The organism is Pseudomonas quasicaspiana (assembly GCF_021147825.1).
In the GTDB taxonomy this organism is placed as follows: Bacteria; Pseudomonadota; Gammaproteobacteria; order Pseudomonadales; family Pseudomonadaceae; genus Aquipseudomonas; species Aquipseudomonas quasicaspiana.
Window position 1 is genome coordinate 35,233 of sequence record NZ_JAGTPI010000027.1, and the last position, 18,711, is coordinate 53,943.

Annotated in this window: 19 protein-coding genes; 11 read left to right on the top strand and 8 right to left on the bottom strand. The window is 56.1% G+C overall.

Annotation, left to right across the window (positions count from 1 at the left end; translation table 11 throughout):
• Positions 1-194: 194 nt before the first annotated feature.
• Complete coding sequence (locus KDX30_RS16550; RefSeq protein WP_231676947.1) at positions 195-1,115, top strand: fimbrial protein; 921 nt, start codon at positions 195-197, stop codon at positions 1,113-1,115.
• Between the two features lie 102 nt (positions 1,116-1,217).
• Positions 1,218-1,442: a hypothetical protein gene (locus KDX30_RS16555; protein WP_095094465.1), complete on the top strand. Its 225-nt coding sequence runs from the start codon at positions 1,218-1,220 to the stop codon at positions 1,440-1,442.
• A 150-nt stretch (positions 1,443-1,592) separates the two neighbouring features.
• Here KDX30_RS16555 and KDX30_RS16560 read toward each other — a convergent pair whose 3' ends face one another.
• The 4 genes from KDX30_RS16560 to KDX30_RS16575 all read right to left on the bottom strand — a co-directional run bounded on the left by KDX30_RS16560 (position 1,593) and on the right by KDX30_RS16575 (position 4,218).
• Positions 1,593-2,345 (bottom strand): YkgJ family cysteine cluster protein, encoded by a 753-nt coding sequence (locus KDX30_RS16560; RefSeq protein WP_231676948.1) that lies wholly within the window; start codon positions 2,343-2,345, stop codon positions 1,593-1,595.
• A gap of 106 nt (positions 2,346-2,451) precedes the next feature.
• Positions 2,452-2,772 carry a hypothetical protein gene (locus KDX30_RS16565; RefSeq protein WP_099267586.1) on the bottom strand — a complete coding sequence of 107 codons (321 nt, stop codon included), beginning with the start codon at positions 2,770-2,772 and terminating at the stop codon, positions 2,452-2,454.
• A 49-nt stretch (positions 2,773-2,821) separates the two neighbouring features.
• Complete coding sequence (locus tag KDX30_RS16570; protein WP_231676949.1) at positions 2,822-3,322, bottom strand: GNAT family N-acetyltransferase; 501 nt, start codon at positions 3,320-3,322, stop codon at positions 2,822-2,824.
• Entirely contained in the window at positions 3,319-4,218 is a 900-nt protein-coding gene (locus KDX30_RS16575; RefSeq protein WP_027901033.1) for a chemotaxis protein, read from the bottom strand. Before KDX30_RS16575 ends, KDX30_RS16570 begins: the two co-directional genes overlap by 4 nt.
• A 324-nt stretch (positions 4,219-4,542) precedes the next feature.
• Here KDX30_RS16575 and hmpA point away from each other — a divergent pair, with 324 nt between their 5' ends.
• The 7 genes from hmpA (at position 4,543) to cyoE (ending at position 12,206) form a co-directional block, all read left to right on the top strand.
• On the top strand, positions 4,543-5,724 hold the full coding sequence (gene hmpA / locus KDX30_RS16580; protein WP_231676950.1) for an NO-inducible flavohemoprotein: 1,182 nt from the start codon (positions 4,543-4,545) through the stop codon (positions 5,722-5,724).
• Between the two features lie 654 nt (positions 5,725-6,378).
• Complete coding sequence (locus tag KDX30_RS16585) at positions 6,379-6,903, top strand: disulfide bond formation protein B (protein ID WP_099267589.1); 525 nt, start codon at positions 6,379-6,381, stop codon at positions 6,901-6,903.
• Positions 6,904-7,355: 452 nt separating this feature from the next.
• Positions 7,356-8,324 carry a ubiquinol oxidase subunit II gene (cyoA, locus tag KDX30_RS16590; protein ID WP_231676951.1) on the top strand — a complete coding sequence of 323 codons (969 nt, stop codon included), beginning with the start codon at positions 7,356-7,358 and terminating at the stop codon, positions 8,322-8,324.
• 3 nt (positions 8,325-8,327) lie between these two features.
• Positions 8,328-10,346, top strand: a complete 2,019-nt coding sequence (cyoB, locus tag KDX30_RS16595; RefSeq protein ID WP_099267590.1) for a cytochrome o ubiquinol oxidase subunit I — start codon at positions 8,328-8,330, stop codon at positions 10,344-10,346.
• A gap of 2 nt (positions 10,347-10,348) precedes the next feature.
• Entirely contained in the window at positions 10,349-10,972 is a 624-nt protein-coding gene (locus KDX30_RS16600) for a cytochrome o ubiquinol oxidase subunit III (protein ID WP_027901028.1), read from the top strand.
• On the top strand, positions 10,973-11,308 hold the full coding sequence (cyoD, locus tag KDX30_RS16605) for a cytochrome o ubiquinol oxidase subunit IV (protein WP_027901027.1): 336 nt from the start codon (positions 10,973-10,975) through the stop codon (positions 11,306-11,308).
• Between the two features lie 10 nt (positions 11,309-11,318).
• Positions 11,319-12,206: a heme o synthase gene (cyoE, locus tag KDX30_RS16610; protein ID WP_027901026.1), complete on the top strand. Its 888-nt coding sequence runs from the start codon at positions 11,319-11,321 to the stop codon at positions 12,204-12,206.
• An 81-nt stretch (positions 12,207-12,287) separates the two neighbouring features.
• Here cyoE and KDX30_RS16615 read toward each other — a convergent pair whose 3' ends face one another.
• Together KDX30_RS16615 and KDX30_RS16620 are read right to left on the bottom strand one after the other, a co-directional pair.
• Complete coding sequence (locus KDX30_RS16615) at positions 12,288-13,793, bottom strand: hypothetical protein (protein WP_231666088.1); 1,506 nt, start codon at positions 13,791-13,793, stop codon at positions 12,288-12,290.
• Between the two features lie 199 nt (positions 13,794-13,992).
• On the bottom strand, positions 13,993-14,418 hold the full coding sequence (locus tag KDX30_RS16620) for a VOC family protein (protein WP_027901022.1): 426 nt from the start codon (positions 14,416-14,418) through the stop codon (positions 13,993-13,995).
• A gap of 126 nt (positions 14,419-14,544) precedes the next feature.
• Between KDX30_RS16620 and KDX30_RS16625 the strand changes: the two genes are divergently transcribed.
• Both KDX30_RS16625 and KDX30_RS16630 read left to right on the top strand, forming a co-directional pair.
• On the top strand, positions 14,545-15,429 hold the full coding sequence (locus tag KDX30_RS16625; protein ID WP_099267592.1) for a LysR family transcriptional regulator: 885 nt from the start codon (positions 14,545-14,547) through the stop codon (positions 15,427-15,429).
• A gap of 108 nt (positions 15,430-15,537) precedes the next feature.
• Positions 15,538-16,557, top strand: a complete 1,020-nt coding sequence (locus KDX30_RS16630; protein WP_099267593.1) for a branched-chain amino acid aminotransferase — start codon at positions 15,538-15,540, stop codon at positions 16,555-16,557.
• 90 nt (positions 16,558-16,647) lie between these two features.
• On the opposite strand, the gene KDX30_RS16635 is transcribed toward KDX30_RS16630, so the two are convergent.
• Together KDX30_RS16635 and KDX30_RS16640 are read right to left on the bottom strand one after the other, a co-directional pair.
• Positions 16,648-17,625: an ATPase gene (locus KDX30_RS16635; protein WP_231676952.1), complete on the bottom strand. Its 978-nt coding sequence runs from the start codon at positions 17,623-17,625 to the stop codon at positions 16,648-16,650.
• 164 nt (positions 17,626-17,789) lie between these two features.
• Positions 17,790-18,578, bottom strand: coding sequence for a transporter substrate-binding domain-containing protein (locus KDX30_RS16640; protein WP_099267595.1), 789 nt, complete (start codon positions 18,576-18,578; stop codon positions 17,790-17,792).
• Positions 18,579-18,711: the final 133 nt, after the last annotated feature.

Genomic DNA, 18,711 nt, shown 5'->3' on the forward strand with positions numbered 1-18,711 from the left:
TGGGAGCGGTGCTTGCCCGCGATGAGGGCACCGCGTTTTATCCTTCAGACCGCGTCGCCTTTATCGCGGGCAAGCACCGCTCCCACATGAAACCGAGTTTGCCCCGCAACAGCGGGGCGCCTTGGCGACTGGGCGGCTCCTGCAGAGTATTGTTTCTGCTTACTCTGTTATTTACCCCCGCTACCAGCTTCGCAATGATCTGCAAAACCCAGGGCGCGGGGGAGACGGTGGTTCGTGGCGATCTGGACAGCAGCGTGGCTATCCCGGCCAGCGCGCCCGACGGAGATATTGTCTGGCGTTCTGAACGGATGGACCTTCAGGTCGAGTGCATCAAGGACAGCGAGCTATCAGCGCAGGAGGAAATTTTCCTCTACCTCAACCCGGACAACCTGAAGATAGGCCAGGGCATTCGCGCCGGTCTCACGTTGGCGGGAGTCGATCATTCGCAGAGCAGCGGGCGAATCAGTACCGGCCAGTACCTGCCTGTTTGTCACGAAGGCGCGGAGAACATCGGTGCCTGCCCCAAGACCCGATTCAATCTCGCGTTTTCCGTGTTCATTCAGAAGTTCGGGCCCACCCCTCATTCCGGTATCGCCAGTGATCTGCATGATTACCGGTTATTCCAGCTCGACAGTGGCAAGGGGCTTAATCCTCTGCCGGATCACAGCCTCAGTTACCGCATCAATAACCTGAACGGGCTGCGCTTTGTGGCGTGTGATGCACAGTTGCAGGTGGTGCCTGAAACCCTGGATTTCGGCCACATCGGCATTCAGCAGGTTGCGGTAGGCAAGGTCATTGAGCGCCGTCCGTTTTCGCTCGTCACCCGACGCACCTGTGATTCGCCATTCAGCCTGGGCGCGCGCTTCAAGCCGGTCAGTGGCAGATTGTCTGGGGACTACCTGATCCCTGCCGCAAACGACAGTGTCGGTATCCGCATTTTGAAAGCCCGTGATGATTCGGTGGTGAGCTACAACGAACCTTTTCATCTTGCCGATCTGCTCAACGATAACCAGGCAGCGACTGTCGACTTCAATGCCGAGCTGGTCTGGCAGAAAAACAACCCTCAAGCCGGGCCATTCGAGGCAGAAGTAATGGTCGATCTGTTCTACAAGTAGCCTCAGCCGATGAGAGGCTTGGCCCGGTGCAGGCGGCGGGCAAATGATTCAGGTATGCTGCGCGACCTTTCGACGACTGATTGCCAATTTCTGGAGCTTTTCATGACATCTACTGACTCAACACCGGCTCCTGAAACCGTCGTCGCCGAGGATTCGGCTGCGGATAAGAAAGCACCGATCCCTGCGTTCAGCTTCCCTTTCAAGCCCGCTGACTTCGCGCAATCGAAAAAAGACGAGCCTTGGTATCAGAAGTCGAACAAGCACGGGCATAACAAAATCCCGGGCGCCGCTCCCCACGGGACTCGCAAGTCGATGGGCAAGCGTTAAACAGGATCAAATCATTCGCCCTGGAATGAGATTAATCGTGGGAGCGAATTTATTCGCGAAGAGGTCGGTGATTCCACTGCATAGCCAGAAATTGGAAAACCTTATTCGCGAATGAATTCGCTCCCACAGATGCTTCACCTGTCAGGACAATCAACCCGCCTGCAGCGGTATGAACATGTAACCCGCAGGCTCGCCCGTCGCCAGTTCGGCCCCAGCCACATTCAGTGTCTCGATCACGGCGTCGCCTGCCACATGAAAGGTCCAGCCATTGCTTGTCGGGGCCGCATCGGTGTTGTCCACCAGGTCCATGACAGCAGTGGCAAAGGCATCCATATCCGGTAAGTACGCAACGAAACCATTGCCTTTCAAGGCCGTGGCGCGAATCCCCAGTCGTTGGCAGATCGCCTCTTTGGCACCGATGTCTTCCCGGTCAGCCTGGCGAGACTGCTCAATCAGGCGGCTGAGTTCGGTATCGACCAACTGGCCGCCGACGATCAAATCCGGTCCTTGTTCCCATGCCTCGGGCGGACAGTCCTTGGCCTCAGGGCGTAGTGGAATGTGCGGGTTGATTTCCATCGGATAGATACGGCATACCAGTGGGCGCCGCTCATAAATGCCGCAGCGATTGTCTGCGTCAAGATTCCGGCAAGGTCCTTTGTTATAGGCCGCGAAAGTGATCGCGACCTGGGCCTGGGTCACGCCACTCTGGACCAGCGTCGAGCGGCGTGTCGCGTGAGTCAACTGACCCTCTGGCAAGCCGTAGCCATCAGCCAGAAATGCCTCGATCAGGATGATCAGCGAACCGCCGTCAGCCGCCCATTGCAGGGATTCCCCGAGAGTGAGTGGCACATGATGGTCGCTGCAGCAGCGGCCGCAACCGGTGCAAGAGTATCGCGTATTCATTGCAATAAAGGTCCGTCATGACAGACGTCGAACGCGACAGAAACCAGAGCTGTCGGCACGACTGAGACGGTGTTCGAAGCAAGTTGTGAGCCAGCGAGCGCGATGCTTACTTTTTCACAGTGGCGGGAAGCTCGGTCCACTCACTGACCGTGGCTTTCTTGCTCGTTCGGTTGTAAAGGCACAGCTCGGCGCCGGGCTGATTTTTCATATGCGGCTGTGGGTAACGGCCTCTGAGCATGAGCGCTTCGTACCCGACATGGTCGTCAAACCCCGCCTTGCCGACAGCACGCACTTCTTTGAGCTGGCTGGCTTTCATGCAGCTGTCGATAACCGCCTTGTCCAGTGCCTTCCAGGCGTCTGTGCTGGAAGCATTGGCCTGGCTGGCGAGTGTCGCCGAGGCGATCAGCAGGAAGGTGGACGCTTTCATTGTCGTTCTCCATGAACATCGATTGATGATGGAGTATGCCAGATCAGACCTAATCGGTTTCCTGGCGCTGGACGTAGCGCATGCCTGCCTTCTCATACAGGCAGCGCGCGGCCAGATTATTCTCCATGACCTTGAGGTCCACCCAGGCTTCGCCTCGCTGCCGAAAAATGTTGAATACATGGTTGAGCAACTGAAGCGCCAGGCCTTGATTTCTGGCACGGGGGTGTATGACCAGATCCTTGATGAAGGCGCTGGTCCAGCCCTGAATCAGCCCGACCATTCCTTGCTCATCCCGGAGGGCAAAGCACAGCGTCGGATCGTATTCGGGATCGGTTCGCCAGTCGTTTACCCAGTCTTGATACTCGGGCATCCGTATATCGTCGGCATGCCCCTGCAACAACAGAGCGTGAGCTTCAGGGGCGTCTTCGAAGGTGAACGGCGTGATCTGGATATGACCGGGCCATGCTTGTGCCGGGGCCAGATTTCCCAGATCACGGCGCATCAGCCACCAATGCCGGTCTGAACCGCCGAGGCGGTCCATCACACTCATGCGCCTTGAGCCTTGACCGCGCGTGCAGCGACGATCAGGCAGCGGGTCAACTCAGGTGACGAAAACTTGGTCAACACCGCATTGGCCCCTGCAAGCCTGGCTTTCTCACTGTTCATGGCGCTGTCGAGCGACGTGTGCAGCAGAATATACAAGTCTTGATAGTCAGGCGTTTCACGCAGTGTGCGGGTCAAAGCGTAGCCATCCATCTCGGACATTTCGATGTCGGAAACCAGCACGTTGATCTGCGCAGGAGAACCCTGGAGTTCGAGCAAAACGTCAATGGCCTCCTTGGCGCTGCGGGCCGTGTGGCAATCGATACCCAGATTGCGCAGTGTGAGCAGCGATTGCTGCAGCGCCACCTGGCTGTCATCGACCACCAGAATGCGGGTGGCAGCCAGCAGTTCAGCTTCTTCCATGGTCAGCGCATCCGGCTGTGCAACGATCTGCGCCGGGGCAATACCGTGGATGACTTTTTCGATATCCAGTACCTGCACCAGCGTGCCATCGACCTGAGTGACGCCGGTGATGAACGATCTGCCGTTGGCACCAAAGGGCGGTGGGCGGATATCAGTCGTCAGGCAATGCACGATCTTGCTGACGGCCTGAACATGCAGCCCCTGTTTCGAACGACTAACGTCAGTAACGATCAGGCAGCCGCCATCCGGGTCGACCAAAGGTCTTTCACCAATGGCCCGGCTCAAGTCGATCACCGACAGCGAGGCTCCTCGCAGCGTGGCAACGCCTTTGACGTGCGGGTGCGATTCGGGAAGTCGTGTCAGGGCAGGGCACGGGATTATTTCGCTGACTTTCAGCAGGTTGATCGCCATCAACTTGCCGCTGCGTAATGTGAACAGCAGCAGCGAAAGTGAATCTGCTCGGACGTTCTTGGTGGACATATAAAACCTTCTGGCAATAAAAGTTTTGCCGCAGTAAGCAGCAAATAGCCTTCTCTGGACAGGTTATCGACCCGGTACAGGCACGCTTGAGGTTTTTTGTGCGCTAACCGGGTTTGCCTGATCCAGTCGAGATGTCGACAGCGGACTGGATGAAGCTCACAGCGATGAGTCATTAAGACCTCGTGTAGTCATAATGACCGCTTTTCTTTTGGAGTCTATTTGACTAATAACCGCTAACTCATTGATTTTAAAAGCCTGAAATTCTGGCATGGTTTCTGACACGGCATGAGTACTTTTTTAACGCCTGTCTGTAAGGAGTACATCATGTTGACCGCCTCGGATCGCGCCATTGTCAAAGCCACCGTCCCACTGCTGGAAAGCGGGGGCGAAACGTTGACGACTCACTTCTACAAAAAGATGCTCGATGAGTATCCACAAGTCAGGCCGCTGTTCAATCCTGCGCATCAGGCCAGCGGCGATCAGCCCAGAGCTCTGGCTAATGGTTTGCTGATGTACGCACGACACATTGATGAACTGGAGCAGTTGGGTGGCTTGCTGACAAAAATAATCAACAAGCACGTCGCCCTGCAAATCCTGCCGGAGCACTACCCGATTGTCGGTCGTTGCTTGCTGAGTGCTATCCGCGAGGTGCTGGGTGATATGGTCGCGACCGAAGAGGTGCTGCAGGCCTGGGGTCGAGCTTATCAACAACTCGCGGATGTGCTGATTGGCGCCGAGCACGCAATCTATGAAGAAAAGGCGCAGGCTCCTGGCGGCTGGCGTGGTACGCGTGAATTCACCCTGGCGGCCAAAGTCGCTGAAAGCTCGGAGATCACTTCGTTCTACCTGCGGCCCGCAGACGGTGGGCAGTTGCTGGAATTCGCGCCGGGCCAGTACATCGGCGTGCAATTACAGATCGCCGATGAGGAGGTGCGCCGTAACTATTCGCTGTCAGCGGTGGCGGGCGATAACCAGTACCGGATCAGCGTTAAACGCGAGCCTCGCGGTAAGGTTTCCAACTATCTGCATGATCAGTTGCAAGTGGGCGACAGCCTGCACCTGTTTCCTCCCTCGGGCGAGTTCACCCTGAGAGCCAGCGACAAGCCGCTGGTGTTGATCAGCGGGGGAGTGGGCATCACCCCAACCCTGGCGATGCTCGAAGCTGCACTCACAACATCGCGTCCGGTGCATTTCATCCACTGCGCCCGCAATGGCAGCGTGCATGCCTTTCGCGACTGGGTTGACGGGCTGGCGGTCAGGCATCCGCAACTCAAACGTTTTTACTGCTACGCCGAAGATGACGGTGTCAGCCCGGCGGCAGATGCACTTGGCCTGCTTGATCAATCGCGCCTGGAGCAGTGGTTGCCCGAGGAGCGGGATCTGGATGCGTACTTCCTCGGCCCCAAGGCTTTCATGAAGGTCATCAAACGCCAGCTCAAAATCGCAGGAGTGCCGGAAAAGCAAAGTCGCTACGAGTTTTTTGGTCCGGCTTGCGAGCTGGAGTGAGGTGCGACAAATAGTCGCGCTCTTCTATATATAGAAGAGGAGCTCCCGAGGAATGCGTTTTCCTCAATCATGGCTGCCGCCGATAAGCAAAATATGCTCCGTTTGCGTTCTGCGGGAGCTGCCGGAGGCTGCGATAGCGTACTGCCTGACCTGCCGCTATCGCAGCCTTCGGCAGTTCCTGCAGGGATGGCCCGATGCTACCGGCTGCGACAAATAGCCGCATCCCTCTATATATAGAAGGATACGGTTTTTCCCGATTTGGTCCTTGAATGGAGATGCCTTTTCTGTAGCTGCCAAAGGCTGCGATAGCGTACTGCCTGACACTCCGCTTTCGCAGCCTTCGGCAGCTCCTACAGGGATGGACCGATGCTACCAGCTGCGACAAATAGCCGCATCCTTCTATATAGAAGGATGCTGTTCGTCCTGCGCAATGCAGTTGCTCATGCACTGAACTGGCGCAACCAACACCACCGGGTGGCCAAATATGCCCATATGGCGGGTACAGGCTTGAGTTGTCCGTCACGGACCATGATTATCGCGAGCGATCAGGGCGTTGAGCCTTTACAATCCGGTGTCTGCCCTCGGGGTGCTGGCATCAAGTCCCCCGGCATTGATCGAACGGTCCCAATGGACACCCTTTCGAAAGGTAAGTGAATGAGCGACAACATGTTGTACCTAAAACGCGAGAAGCGCTTTCTGGTCCTGCTGGGCGTTATCTGCCTGGCGCTGATCGGCGGGGCGCTGTACATGCAGATCGTATTGGGCGAGGCGCCTTGCCCGCTGTGCATCCTGCAACGCTATGCGCTGCTGTTCATCGCCATCTTCGCCTTCATCGGCGCGGCCATGCCGGGCCGCCGCAGCATCACTGCGCTGGAAACACTGGTAGTGCTCAGCGCAATAGGCGGGATTGTTGCCGCAGGCCGCCATGTCTACATCCTTTCGCATCCTACCGAGAGCTGTGGCATCGATGTGCTGCAACCGATTGTCGACGGCCTGCCACTGGCCTCGATGTTCCCGATCGGGTTCCAGGTCAGCGGGTTCTGCACGACCCCTTATCCGCCAGTCCTCGGATTGTCCCTCGCGCAGTGGGCTCTGGTCGCGTTCGTTTTGACCGTCGTACTGGTGCCGATCGGCATCATTCGTAACCGTCGGAAATACCGCGGGCTACAGGGCCTGTAAGGAAAAAGTGCCCCTACGGAAAGGGGCATTTTTTGTGAAAAATTCGTGAGCTGTTTGTCGATTTTTACAGATCCTGATACAAACTGTTGCTAAAAAAAACATAGTCATTAAATTTCTAGATATCTACAATCCCCGCACTTGCCCCGCTGGCTTACCCAGTGATGAGCATTTTCGAGGTCAAATAGCGCCTTTTGCGCAGGCTGTGCCGTAGTGCCAGTCGGACTCTGAAGTACCATGAATGCATGCACCAAAGGGAGTTGGCCCGTATTCCGGGCGTGATGCCACGCATTCGAACAAGAAATTAAAGATAAATATGGATTTGTCGTTACGCTTTGCATGCGTCGTGACAGGCTTTGTTCAATCCAAAAAATATGCCAACACGGCAGGTTTCGGTGTTGGCGGTCGAAAACCAATTGCACCCGCAAGCTGCTTTTGCTTTTAGAGGTCGTGAGATGAGTAAAAAAAGGTACCCCAGGTTTTTTGGCTTCTTGGCCCTTTTCAGCATGCTTTTGCTCAGTGGTTGCGAGGGCGTGCCTCTGCTCGATCCTAAAGGGCAAATAGGGCTCGACCAGCGCAACCTGATTATCACCGCAACGCTGTTGATGTTGATCGTGGTGATTCCGGTCATTTTCCTGACCATCATCTTCGCCTGGAAATATCGTGCCACCAACAAGGACGCCACTTACACGCCTGAATGGTCGCACTCCACCAAGATCGAGGCCGCAGTCTGGGGCATTCCTCTGGTCCTGTTGGTGTTTCTTGGCTACATCACTTACAAGTCTACTCACGCTCTGGACCCGTATCGTCCAATCGAGTCCGATGTGCCGCCGATTACCATCGAGGTGGTTTCGCTGGACTGGAAGTGGGTCTTCATTTACCCGGAACAAGGCATCGCGACGGTCAACAAGATCGTTTTCCCAGCCAATACTCCGGTGAATTTCAAGATTACCTCTGATTCGGTGATGAACTCGTTCTTCATTCCGGGTCTGGGCGGCCAGGTTTATGCCATGGCTGGCATGCTGACCAAGCTACACTTGATCTCTAACGAAAATCACGAATACGACGGGATCTCCGCCAACTACAGTGGCGCGGGTTTCACCGGCATGAAGTTCAAGGCAATTGCAACGTCCAAGGCGGATTTCGACGCCTGGGTCGCCGAAGTCAAGAGTTCACCTAAAAAGCTTGAAGCTTCGGAATACGCTGCTCTGCTCAAACCGAGCGAGCGTAACCCGGTCGAGCTGTTCTCCGCAGTCACTCCGAACCTGTTCAATGCCGTCATCGACAAGTACGAAGGCATGAAGCCAGGCAAGGTGAACCCTCACGAGCAGGAAGGTACTGCACGCGAGTCGGACGCCAACTTGGGTGAGAAAGTGATGGACATGGGCAAGGGTAAGCATTCAGCTGCTGGGGCAGAGGAGTAAACGATGTTTGGTAAATTAAGTCTGGACGCGATCCCGTATCACGAGCCGATAGTCATGATCACCCTGGCGATGATCGCCTTGGGTGGTATCGCTCTGGTTGCGGCACTCACCTACTTCAAGAAGTGGACCTACTTGTGGACTGAATGGCTGACGTCAGTCGACCACAAGAAAATCGGTGTGATGTACATCGTGGTTGCCATGGTCATGCTGTTGCGCGGTTTCGCCGACGCCGTGATGATGCGTACCCAGCTGGCCTTGGCCCAGAATGGTGCCGAAGGCTATCTGCCGCCTGAGCACTATGACCAGATCTTCACCGCTCACGGTGTGATCATGATCATCTTCATGGCGATGCCATTCTTCACCGGCCTGATGAACATCGTCGTGCCGCTGCAGATCGGTGCCCGTGACGTTGCCTTCCCGTTCCTGAACTCCCTGAGCTTCTGGCTCCTGGTGTCCGGCGTACTGTTGGTCAACATTTCCCTGGGTGTCGGCGAGTTCGCTAAAACCGGTTGGGTTGCTTACCCGCCATTGTCCGGGCTTGCCTACAGTCCTGGAGTGGGGGTTGATTACTACATCTGGGCGCTACAGCTATCCGGACTAGGGACGACGTTAACGGGTGTCAACTTCCTCGTCACCGTGCTGAAAATGCGCACGCCTGGCATGAAGCTGATGGAGATGCCGATCTTCACCTGGACCTGCACCTTCGCTAACATCCTGATCGTTGCTTCGTTCCCGATCCTGACTGCCACCCTGGCAGCCCTGACTCTGGACCGTTACCTGGACTTCCACATTTTCACGAACGAGTTGGGCGGTAACCCAATGATGTACGTGAACCTGTTCTGGGCGTGGGGTCACCCTGAGGTTTACATCCTGGTACTGCCGGCGTTCGGTGTGTTCTCCGAAGTCATCTCTACCTTTACCGGCAAGCGTCTGTTCGGCCACAAGTCGATGATCTACGCCAGCGGCGGTATCACCGTCCTCGGCTTCATGGTCTGGCTGCACCACTTCTTCACCATGGGTTCTGGCGCCAGCGTCAACGCCTTCTTCGGTCTGGCAACGATGCTGATTGCGCTGCCGACGGGTGTGAAGCTGTTCAACTGGCTGTTCACCATTTACCAGGGCCGTCTGCGCTTCACCGCGCCAGTGCTCTGGACCCTGGGCTTCATGATCACCTTCTCGATCGGCGGTATGACCGGCGTTCTGTTGGCGATCCCGGGTGCTGACTTCGTGCTGCACAACAGCCTGTTTGTAATCGCTCACTTCCACAACGTCATCATCGGCGGCGCGGTATTCGGTTACATCGCTGGTTTCGCGTTCTGGTTCCCTAAAGCGTTCGGCTTCAAGTTGAACGAGAAGTGGGGCAAGGCTTCGTTCTACTGCTGGTTCTTCGGTTTCTTCGTCGCGTTCATGCCGCTGTACTTCCTGGGCTTCCTGGGTATGACTCGTCGTCTGAACACTACCGACAACCCGGCCTGGAACCTGTACCTGGACATCGCCTGGTTCGGTGCAATGCTGATCGCCGTTGGTATCGCATGCCAACTGATCCAGATCTTCGTGAGTATCCGTGACCGCAACAAGCCAGAGAATCTTGATCTGACTGGCGACCCATGGAATGGCCACACGCTGGAATGGTCGACGTCTTCGCCGCCACCGTTCTACAACTTCGCTGAACTGCCTAAAGCCGACGAGCTGGATGCATTCACCGCGGCCAAGCGTGATGGCGTTGCTTACAACGTACCGGCTCACTACTCGGCGATCCACATGCCGAACAACACTGCGACTGGCCTGGTAATGGGTCTGCTGTTGACAGTGTTCGGTTTTGCCATGATCTGGCACATCTGGTGGTTGGCTATCGCCAGCCTGGCGGCGACCGTTGTTTCGTTCGTCATCCACGCCGCACGTGACGATCAAGGCTATATGGTGCCCGCTGAAGAAGTGGCGCGTATCGAAGGTGAGCAGCACAAGGTCCTCGTGGCTCAGGGTGCATACACGCCTGGCAAATCCACACTGGAACAGGTTTAAACATGTCGAACTTAGTATTGAATCCAGGAGATGCCCACGATCACAGTGATCACGGGCATGATCACCACGATGCGGGGCCGATGACCGTTTACGGTTTCTGGCTCTACCTGATGACCGACTGCGTGTTGTTCGCATCCTTCTTCGCGATCTACGCGGTGTTGGTAAACAACGTTGCAGGCGGTCCTTCGGGACACGACATTTTCGAACTGCCATTCGTGGCCGTCGAAACTGCTTTCCTGTTGTTCAGTAGTATCACTTACGGCTTTGCGATGCTGGCCGTTCACAAGGGCAAGAAGAGTCAAGTGCTGGGCTGGTTGGCCCTCACTTTCCTGTTCGGTGCCGGCTTCATCGCGATGGAAATCTACGAGTTCCATCACCTGATCGTTGAAGGTTATGGCCCTAGCCGTAGCGGCTTCCTGTCTGGCTTCTTCGCGCTGGTAGGCCTGCACGGTCTGCACGTGACCAGCGGCCTGATCTGGATGGGCATCATGATGTATCAGGTCAAGACTCGCGGCCTGACGTCGACCAACGCTACCCGTCTGAGCTGCCTGAGCCTGTTCTGGCACTTCCTGGACGTGGTATGGATTTGCGTCTTCACCGTTGTTTATCTGATGGGGACTTTGTAAATGGCTAACGCACACGCGCATACCTCTGCTGACGACCATAGCAATGGCGTAAAGGACTATGTGATCGGCTTCGTCCTGTCCGTGATCCTCACTGCTATCCCGTTCGGCGTTGTGATGTACCCGGTCATGTCCAAGTCAGCGACGCTGATCACTATCCTGTTGTTCGCTGTGGTGCAGGTTCTGGTTCACCTGCGCTACTTCCTGCACCTTGATCGTTCGGTTGCCCAGCGCAATAACGTGTTCGCCTTTGCGTTCACTGCGATGGTCATCGTGCTGCTGGTCGGCCTCTCGTTGTGGATCATGTTCAGCATCCACACCGTCATGATGGCTAAATGAGGTAACCCTGATGTCCCTTAAGCACTTTATCCAAATCACCAAGCCGGGGATCATTTTCGGTAACGTGCTTTCGGTGGCAGGTGGCTTTTTTCTGGCCTCCAAAGGGCAAATTGACTTCGGCATGTTCCTGGCCGCAGTCATAGGCACCTCATTGGTCGTGGCATCCGGTTGTGTATTCAACAACTGCATCGATCGTGACATTGACCAGAAGATGGAGCGCACCAAGAACCGTGTGTTGGTACAAGGCCTGGTCTCACTGAGACTGGCCTTGCTCTACGCGACGATTCTCGGTGTTGGCGGGGTGGGGTTGCTTTACACCAAAACCAACCCACTCGCAGCGATGCTCGCCGTGATCGGCTTCGTGATTTACGTTGGCTTTTACAGCCTGTATTTCAAACGCAAGTCGGTACACGGCACATTGATCGGTAGCTTGTCGGGGGCCATGCCTCCGGTAATCGGTTACTGCGCAGTGAGCAACAGCTTCGACTTTGCGGCATTGACCCTGCTGGTGATGTTCAGCCTCTGGCAGATGCCGCACTCCTATGCCATCGCGATTTTCCGTTTCAATGACTACCTGGCTGCGAAGATTCCGGTTCTACCGGTTGAGCGCGGTATCAAGGTCGCCAAGCGGCATATCCTGCTCTACATCCTGGCGTTCCTGGTGACCACCTTGATGTTGACCTTTGGCGGTTACGCCGGGCTCAACTATCTGGCGGTTGCTGCGGGCATGGGTATGTACTGGCTGTATATGGCCTGGAAAGGCTACAAGGCGGTGGATGACACCGTCTGGGCCCGCAAGCTGTTCGTGTTCTCCATCTTCACCATCAGCGCTTTGAGCTTCATGATGTCGGTGGACTTTCAGGTAACCAAAGATCTGCTGGTGACTTACGCCTTCTGATCCACAGTTAGTCTGAAAACAGAAAGCCCCGTTGCTCGTTTGAGCAGCGGGGTTTTTTATTTCTGGCGTTTCACCTCTCACTCAATTCTCAAACCAAAACTCATACTTCCCCGTCGGCTGCTCCAGCGCATAAGCCTGCATTACCTCCCTTAGTGTCTGCGCTGATTGCTCGTCGGTCGCGTAAAAAGCAACGTGGTTGAACGCCGTAGCGATTTTAGGGATGTGCATCTGCAGTTCGCCGACCTTGATCCAGTTGTCCGGGCGTTCGGGGAACCACTCTTCGTAAACGAAGGCATAGTGGACGTTCTTGCGATCCATCAAATCCTTGATCCATTGCGGGCCGCTTTCGGACTTGCGCAGTTTCAGCGCTTCAAGGTTGCCCAGGCCCCAGAGGTCCAGCACGTATTGTCTGGAGTTCAGCGCCACCAGTCCAAGATCGTTGACTGCCACAGGGGCGTTGAGCCGCTGGGCGATCTGTGACATCGGGTACTGCTGGTTATAGACCGCTGCTGACGCTAGCGGTGTGCTCAGGGTGGTGTACACCAGTTGCGCGAACGCCAGTGGTAGCAGGCCGAAGATGATTGCTGTGGTGCGCGCCTTGAGATGGGTCAGGCACAGGTGCAGGAAAAACACCCCAAGAAATGTCAGCCAATAGATTTCATAGCGCCCGAACCATCCATTCTTGCCAAACAGGGTATGCAGCGCGGTGACCGTAATCAGCAGCATGACCAGCAGTTTGCGGTTCGGCATGAAGGCACACATGACCAGCATCGCGAGAATGATCCAGCCATACTTTTCAAACTGGCCAATGGCATTCATGACGATGGACGATAGCCCGGTCGTGTCCGATTTGGCGATAACAGAGGAGGGCAGGTAGCCAACGCCCAGCCTGGCCAGAAACAGAGAGAACAGCGCCACGATACCGACCAGTGCGACTCCGCAGACCAGCGGCTTCAGACGCTCACTCTTGCACAGCAAATAGAGCAACACCGGAAGAGACACCGCCAGCCCTTCGTAACGCACCAGTGGCAATAGCAGGATGGCCAGGTAGACGCCGTTGCTCGTGATCTGTTTGCCGTAAAACTCTTTGCGCAGCACGCCCACTGCAATTACCGCCACCAGATAAATCTGCAGGCAATGTTCCATGCCGTTGAAGATCAGCCCGTAGAAGTTGGTCGCGAGAAACCAGCCGCCCAGAATGAAGAACCGATGGGCAGAGCTGATACCCGACAGCAGTCGGTTGAAAAGCGAGAAGGTCAGAAAGGAGAAACCGATGTTCAGGAGCAGCGGCACCCACAGCATCAAGCCGCTGAGAGGGGTAAAAGGCGCCAGGAGAAAGGGCCAGAGGATGCTCGACGACGGTGCCGAATATTCGCCGGGATTGATGCCGTAATGACCGCTGAAGATGCGCCTGGCCAGATCGATATGGATATATGGATCATCGAGGGTATACATCAACGTGCCGCCGTTGATGACCAGTATGCTCAGCAACAGCAGAGTGACTGGCAGGCAGAACAGCAACAGCATCAGGCGGCGATCAGGAGTGGTTGCGATAGAGCAGGTTGCTGCGTTGATGCCCGTATCCATGGCTATCTGCTCATCAAAGAAGGCGAAGGAGTCCTGTTTGTCTGAAACAGGGTCAGCCTAACGCAGCACCACTTGATGTCAAATTAATGGCCTCAATCGCTTCCTGCTCGATGAGGTGTTTATCACGCGTCAAAATAACCACTTCAGGTGTGAAGGCTACTGTCACGAGTGCGACTGGCAGCCCCCGCCATAAACCTGATTACTTGGCGAACAACTGACCGATGTCCTTGAACGCCTTGAACTCCAGCGCGTTGCCGCACGGGTCGAAGAAGAACATGGTGGCTTGCTCACCGACTTCGCCTTTGAAGCGCACGTAAGGTTCGATCACAAACTTGATGCTCTGCGAACGCAGACGCTCGGCCAGGATTTCCCAGTCTTCCCAGCTCAATACCACACCAAAATGCGGAACGGGCACGTCATGGCCGTCCACCACGTTAGTGCCTGCCGATTCTTGCGAGGCGGTTTTCGGGTGCTCGTGGATCACCAGTTGGTGGCCGTAGAAATCGTAGTCAACCCAATGATCGCTGGACCGGCCTTCTGTGAAGCCGAAAATATTCGTGTAGAAATGGCGGGCGGCGGCCAGGTCGTGGACGGGAATAGCTAAATGGAAAGGGGCGAGGCTCACGGTAGTCATCCTTTTTTTATGAGGCAAAGGCTATGGAAGATGGATTGATTTTAGATAAGAATAAATTTATGCAAAGCAGATATATTCACTGCTCAGCTCAAATAAAATCGATCAATCGGACGGCTTATGCTGCGTGAATTGAAGACCTTCATCGCCGTGGCCCGCTATGGCACCTTCGCCGCGGCGGGCATGCACATTGGTTTGACCCAGTCAGCTGTCAGTTCGCAGATCAAGAACCTTGAACAGGCGCTCGGCGTGCGTTTGTTTGATCGCACCGGGCGTCAGGCGATTCTCAATGCCGCTGGCGTTCGCGCGCTGCCCCTGGCGCAAGAAATGTTCGAGTTGTTCAATCGCATGTCGACGCCGGTGGACCCGGATGAGTACCGCGGCGAAATGAAGATCGGCGCGATTGCCAGTGCGCAAACCGGGTTCCTGCCTCAAGCGTTGTTAAGGCTGAGGCGTCGCGCACCGGCGGTGGAGGCCAAGCTGGTGCCTGGCGTGTCGCTCAACCTGCTGAGTCAGCTGGACGCGGGTGAGCTAGACGTAGCGATCCTTATCAAGCCGCCCTTCGAGTTGCCCAAAGAACTGCATGTGCAGGTGCTGGAAACCGAGCCCTTTGTGCTGATTGTGCCGCTGGATGTCGAGGAGACCGATCCACTCAAGCTGTTGGCCGGGCAGCCGCACGTGCGCTACGACCGCGCTTCGTTCGGTGGACGTCAGGTCACGCGGTTTTTGCGTGAGCAGCAGATCGAGGTGCACGTCGCGCTGGAACTCGACGAGCTGGACGCTATCGTCAAGTTCGTCGAAAGCGGGCTGGGCATTTCCCTGATACCTCGGGCCGGGCTCTGGCTGGAGCGCGAAGCCAGGGTGCGGGTCATCAGCCTGGGCGACCTGACCTTTCATCGCGAAGTGGTGTTGATGATGCGCCGTAGCCAGCGCGATCTGCCGCTGCACAAGCTGTTCACCGATTGCCTGACACCTGACGCCGGTGGAGAGAATTCGTCAGATTGAAGGTGTATCAAGGTTTATGCGTATTTGAGGCCGCAAGCCGCGGATGATCTGGCAGAATACGGCCATTGCCTGATTCGTCCAGGCAGCCGCTAAATGAAAGAGGGCGTTATGAGTCACGACAGCATTAATTGGGACACTCTGGGTTTCGACTACATCAAAACTGATATGCGCTACCTCTCTCACTGGCGCGATGGCGCATGGGACGAAGGCTCGCTGACTGAAGACAACGTGCTGCACATCAGCGAAGGCTCCACCGCGCTGCACTACGGCCAGCAGTGTTTCGAAGGCCTGAAGGCCTATCGCTGCAAGGACGGCTCGATCAACCTGTTCCGCCCTGACCAGAACGCCCTGCGCATGCAGCGCAGCTGTGGTCGCCTGTTGATGCCGCAAGTGCCGACTGACGTATTCATCGAAGCCTGCAAGAAAGTCGTTGCTGCCAATGAGCGTTTCATCCCGCCTTACGGTTCCGGCGGCGCGCTGTACCTGCGTCCCTTCGTGATCGGCGTGGGTGACAACATCGGCGTGCGTACTGCGCCCGAGTTCATTTTCTCGATCTTCTGCATTCCGGTTGGCGCCTACTTCAAAGGTGGTCTGAAGCCGAACAACTTCGTGATCTCCGGCTATGACCGCGCAGCGCCACAAGGCACAGGCGCAGCCAAGGTCGGCGGTAACTACGCCGCCAGCCTGATGCCAGGTTCCGAAGCCAAGAAACTGAGCTTCGCGGATGCCATTTATCTGGATCCGCAAACCCACACCAAGATCGAAGAAGTCGGCTCGGCTAACTTCTTTGCGATTACTCACGATGACGTGTTTGTGACCCCCAAGTCGCCTTCCGTGTTGCCGGGCATCACTCGCCTGTCGCTGATCGAACTGGCGCAGAGCCGTTTGGGCCTGAAGGTCGTGGAAGGTGATGTGTTTATCGACAAGATCTCGGACTTCAAAGAAGCCGGCGCTTGCGGCACTGCTGCGGTGATTACGCCAATCGGCGGGATTTCGTACAACGACAAGCTGCACGTGTTCCACAGCGAAACCGAAGTCGGCCCGGTGACCCGCAAGCTCTATGCAGAACTGACCGGCGTACAGTCCGGTGACGTTGAAGCGCCAGCAGGCTGGATCGTCAAGGTTTGATGTAAACCTGTAGGAGCTGCCGAAGGCTGCGAACGAGGCTGTGTCAGACAGACCGCTTTCGCAGCCTTCGGCAGCTCCTACAGATCTCCGTTATTTCGTGGAATCTGTCTCCTTCGCCGGCCCCAGCACAATCACCAGGTGCCGCAAGTCTTCCACGCTCAAACTGATGCTCTTGCCCGACGGGCTTTCGCTCACTTCACCCAGCGCATACACCGTAAAGAACTTCACCTCTTCGGCATGGCTCAGCAGTTCGCTGATGTATCGGCTGGAGCGGTAGGCTTTCATCTGCGCAGGCGACACATACAGCGTCACCAGCTTGCCCTCAAGCCGGTCGAAGAACTTGAACTTGAACCCCAGCCCGTAGCGCTCCACCAGACCGCCGCCGTATAGCACCCGACCGTTATCGCCCAGCTTCGCGTATTTGATATGCCGGAAGTAGGAGCGCAGCGTCAGCTCGCCCTGGCCAGGAATCTTCAGGGTCAGCAGCTTGAAGTCATCGGCGGATAACTGCGCTTTGGCCTGGCGATAGCTGTCGACGAGACGTTCAAGGTTGTTGGTGCGGGTTTCGCTGTCGCGAGGTGGCTTTGCCGCTGGAGCCTTAACGGGAGTGGGTTCGTCCGCTATCTCTGCGGCGACAGCAGCCGGTTTGGCTTCTTTGGTTTTTCCTGCACCGGGCGTCTTGATGGCTGGATCAAAGACATCAATGTAGTCATCCAGCTTGCGCTTGGCCTTGCGGATGCGCGTCTGTGGTTCGGTTTCTTCGCCATCAGCGGGCGGCTGGTTTTCTTCTGCCTGCTCATCGATCCACTCACAATCGGGATGATGATCGGAGTGCGGGTTAGCGCGAAAGTGAGCAGACACAAACGTCGGATTGTCCTGCGGCTTCACGTCGTAACGCACGCCCGTAATCTTCGCCCCGAGCCTGCGGCAGGGCTCGCTCGAACAGAGAAACTCAAAGCGCTGCCGAGGCTCTTCCTGAGAAAAGTATTCCCGGCGCGCAGCACTGATCGACAACTCCTCCTTGAGCTCGACACAGAACGCACGGGTGATGGTTTTGTTGGTTTTCATCTGGCAGGTCCGACAGGTCAGAAGCACGTCGTAGTGTCTTTGACATAACTGTGTCCTGCAATAGACACCAAACCGGTAGGAGCCAACTTGTTGGCGAGGCAGCGTGTCTGATACACCGCGTCAAGCCTCTCGCGAACAAGTTCGCTCCTACCGGTTTTTGGGTTTTACTGCCCCGGCACTGCCAGCCAGTTACCCACTGCTTTCTGATAAGCACCTGTGGCTTTGCTCAAGTGCAGCCACTGATCGACATAGCTTTTCCAGGCCACATCGCCACGCGGCAGCAAATAGGCTTTCTCACCGTATTGCAGAGACTGGGTCGGATTGATCGCGCACAAACCCGGCATGCGTTTCTGTTGGTAGAGCGCTTCGGAGGCTTCGGTGATCATCACGTCAGCTTTTTTATCCAGTAGCTCCTGGAAAATGGTTTTGTTGTCATGGAACGCCAACTGCGCGTTGGGCAAGAAGGCACGGGCGAAGGCCTCGTTGGTGCCACCGGCCGGTTCGATTACGCGTACCGACGGCTTGTTAATCTGCTCGAGGGTTTGATAAAGCGCCACATCTTCACAACGGGCCAGTGGAATCTTGCCATCGACGTCCAGCGTGCTGCTGAAGAACACCTTCTTCTGGCGCTCCAGTGTCACCGAAATCCCACCCACGGCGATGTCGCATTTCTCGGCGACCATATCCGGCACCAACGTCTTCCAGGTGCTCGGCACCCATTGCACCTTCACCCCGAGGCTTTGCGCCAGAGAGCGGGCCAGTTCGATATCAATGCCTTCGTACTCACCGTCTTCGCGCAGGAAAGAATACGGCTTGTAATCACCGGTGGTGCACACCGCGAGTTGTCCCTCTTGCAACACCTTGTCCAGATGCGACGGCAGTTCCTGTGCCTGGGCAAAACCCGACAGCCCGAAAAGCAGGGCGGCGGTAGCGCTGTGTTTCATGTTTTTCATAGGAGGAGAAGCTCGAGGGTTGGAGTGATGCTGCGGACAAAGCAAGAACGGAGCCATGTCGCGCAAGTGCGCAACCACTCAAACCCTGTAGGAGCTGCCGAAGGCTGCGAAGCATTTATCCTGACATACCGCG

Excerpts from the sequence above, each read along its gene's own strand:
- KDX30_RS16550 (WP_231676947.1), top strand. The coding sequence starts at position 195 with ATGATCTGCAAAACCCAGGGCGCGGGGGAGACGGTGGTTCGTGGCGAT.
- KDX30_RS16555 (WP_095094465.1), top strand. The coding sequence starts at position 1,218 with ATGACATCTACTGACTCAACACCGGCTCCTGAAACCGTCGTCGCCGAG.
- KDX30_RS16560 (WP_231676948.1), bottom strand. The coding sequence starts at position 2,345 with ATGAATACGCGATACTCTTGCACCGGTTGCGGCCGCTGCTGCAGCGAC.
- KDX30_RS16565 (WP_099267586.1), bottom strand. The coding sequence starts at position 2,772 with ATGAAAGCGTCCACCTTCCTGCTGATCGCCTCGGCGACACTCGCCAGC.
- KDX30_RS16570 (WP_231676949.1), bottom strand. The coding sequence starts at position 3,322 with ATGAGTGTGATGGACCGCCTCGGCGGTTCAGACCGGCATTGGTGGCTG.
- KDX30_RS16575 (WP_027901033.1), bottom strand. The coding sequence starts at position 4,218 with ATGTCCACCAAGAACGTCCGAGCAGATTCACTTTCGCTGCTGCTGTTC.
- hmpA (WP_231676950.1), top strand. The coding sequence starts at position 4,543 with ATGTTGACCGCCTCGGATCGCGCCATTGTCAAAGCCACCGTCCCACTG.
- KDX30_RS16585 (WP_099267589.1), top strand. The coding sequence starts at position 6,379 with ATGAGCGACAACATGTTGTACCTAAAACGCGAGAAGCGCTTTCTGGTC.
- cyoA (WP_231676951.1), top strand. The coding sequence starts at position 7,356 with ATGAGTAAAAAAAGGTACCCCAGGTTTTTTGGCTTCTTGGCCCTTTTC.
- cyoB (WP_099267590.1), top strand. The coding sequence starts at position 8,328 with ATGTTTGGTAAATTAAGTCTGGACGCGATCCCGTATCACGAGCCGATA.
- KDX30_RS16600 (WP_027901028.1), top strand. The coding sequence starts at position 10,349 with ATGTCGAACTTAGTATTGAATCCAGGAGATGCCCACGATCACAGTGAT.
- cyoD (WP_027901027.1), top strand. The coding sequence starts at position 10,973 with ATGGCTAACGCACACGCGCATACCTCTGCTGACGACCATAGCAATGGC.
- cyoE (WP_027901026.1), top strand. The coding sequence starts at position 11,319 with ATGTCCCTTAAGCACTTTATCCAAATCACCAAGCCGGGGATCATTTTC.
- KDX30_RS16615 (WP_231666088.1), bottom strand. The coding sequence starts at position 13,793 with ATGGATACGGGCATCAACGCAGCAACCTGCTCTATCGCAACCACTCCT.
- KDX30_RS16625 (WP_099267592.1), top strand. The coding sequence starts at position 14,545 with ATGCTGCGTGAATTGAAGACCTTCATCGCCGTGGCCCGCTATGGCACC.
- KDX30_RS16630 (WP_099267593.1), top strand. The coding sequence starts at position 15,538 with ATGAGTCACGACAGCATTAATTGGGACACTCTGGGTTTCGACTACATC.
- KDX30_RS16635 (WP_231676952.1), bottom strand. The coding sequence starts at position 17,625 with ATGAAAACCAACAAAACCATCACCCGTGCGTTCTGTGTCGAGCTCAAG.
- KDX30_RS16640 (WP_099267595.1), bottom strand. The coding sequence starts at position 18,578 with ATGAAAAACATGAAACACAGCGCTACCGCCGCCCTGCTTTTCGGGCTG.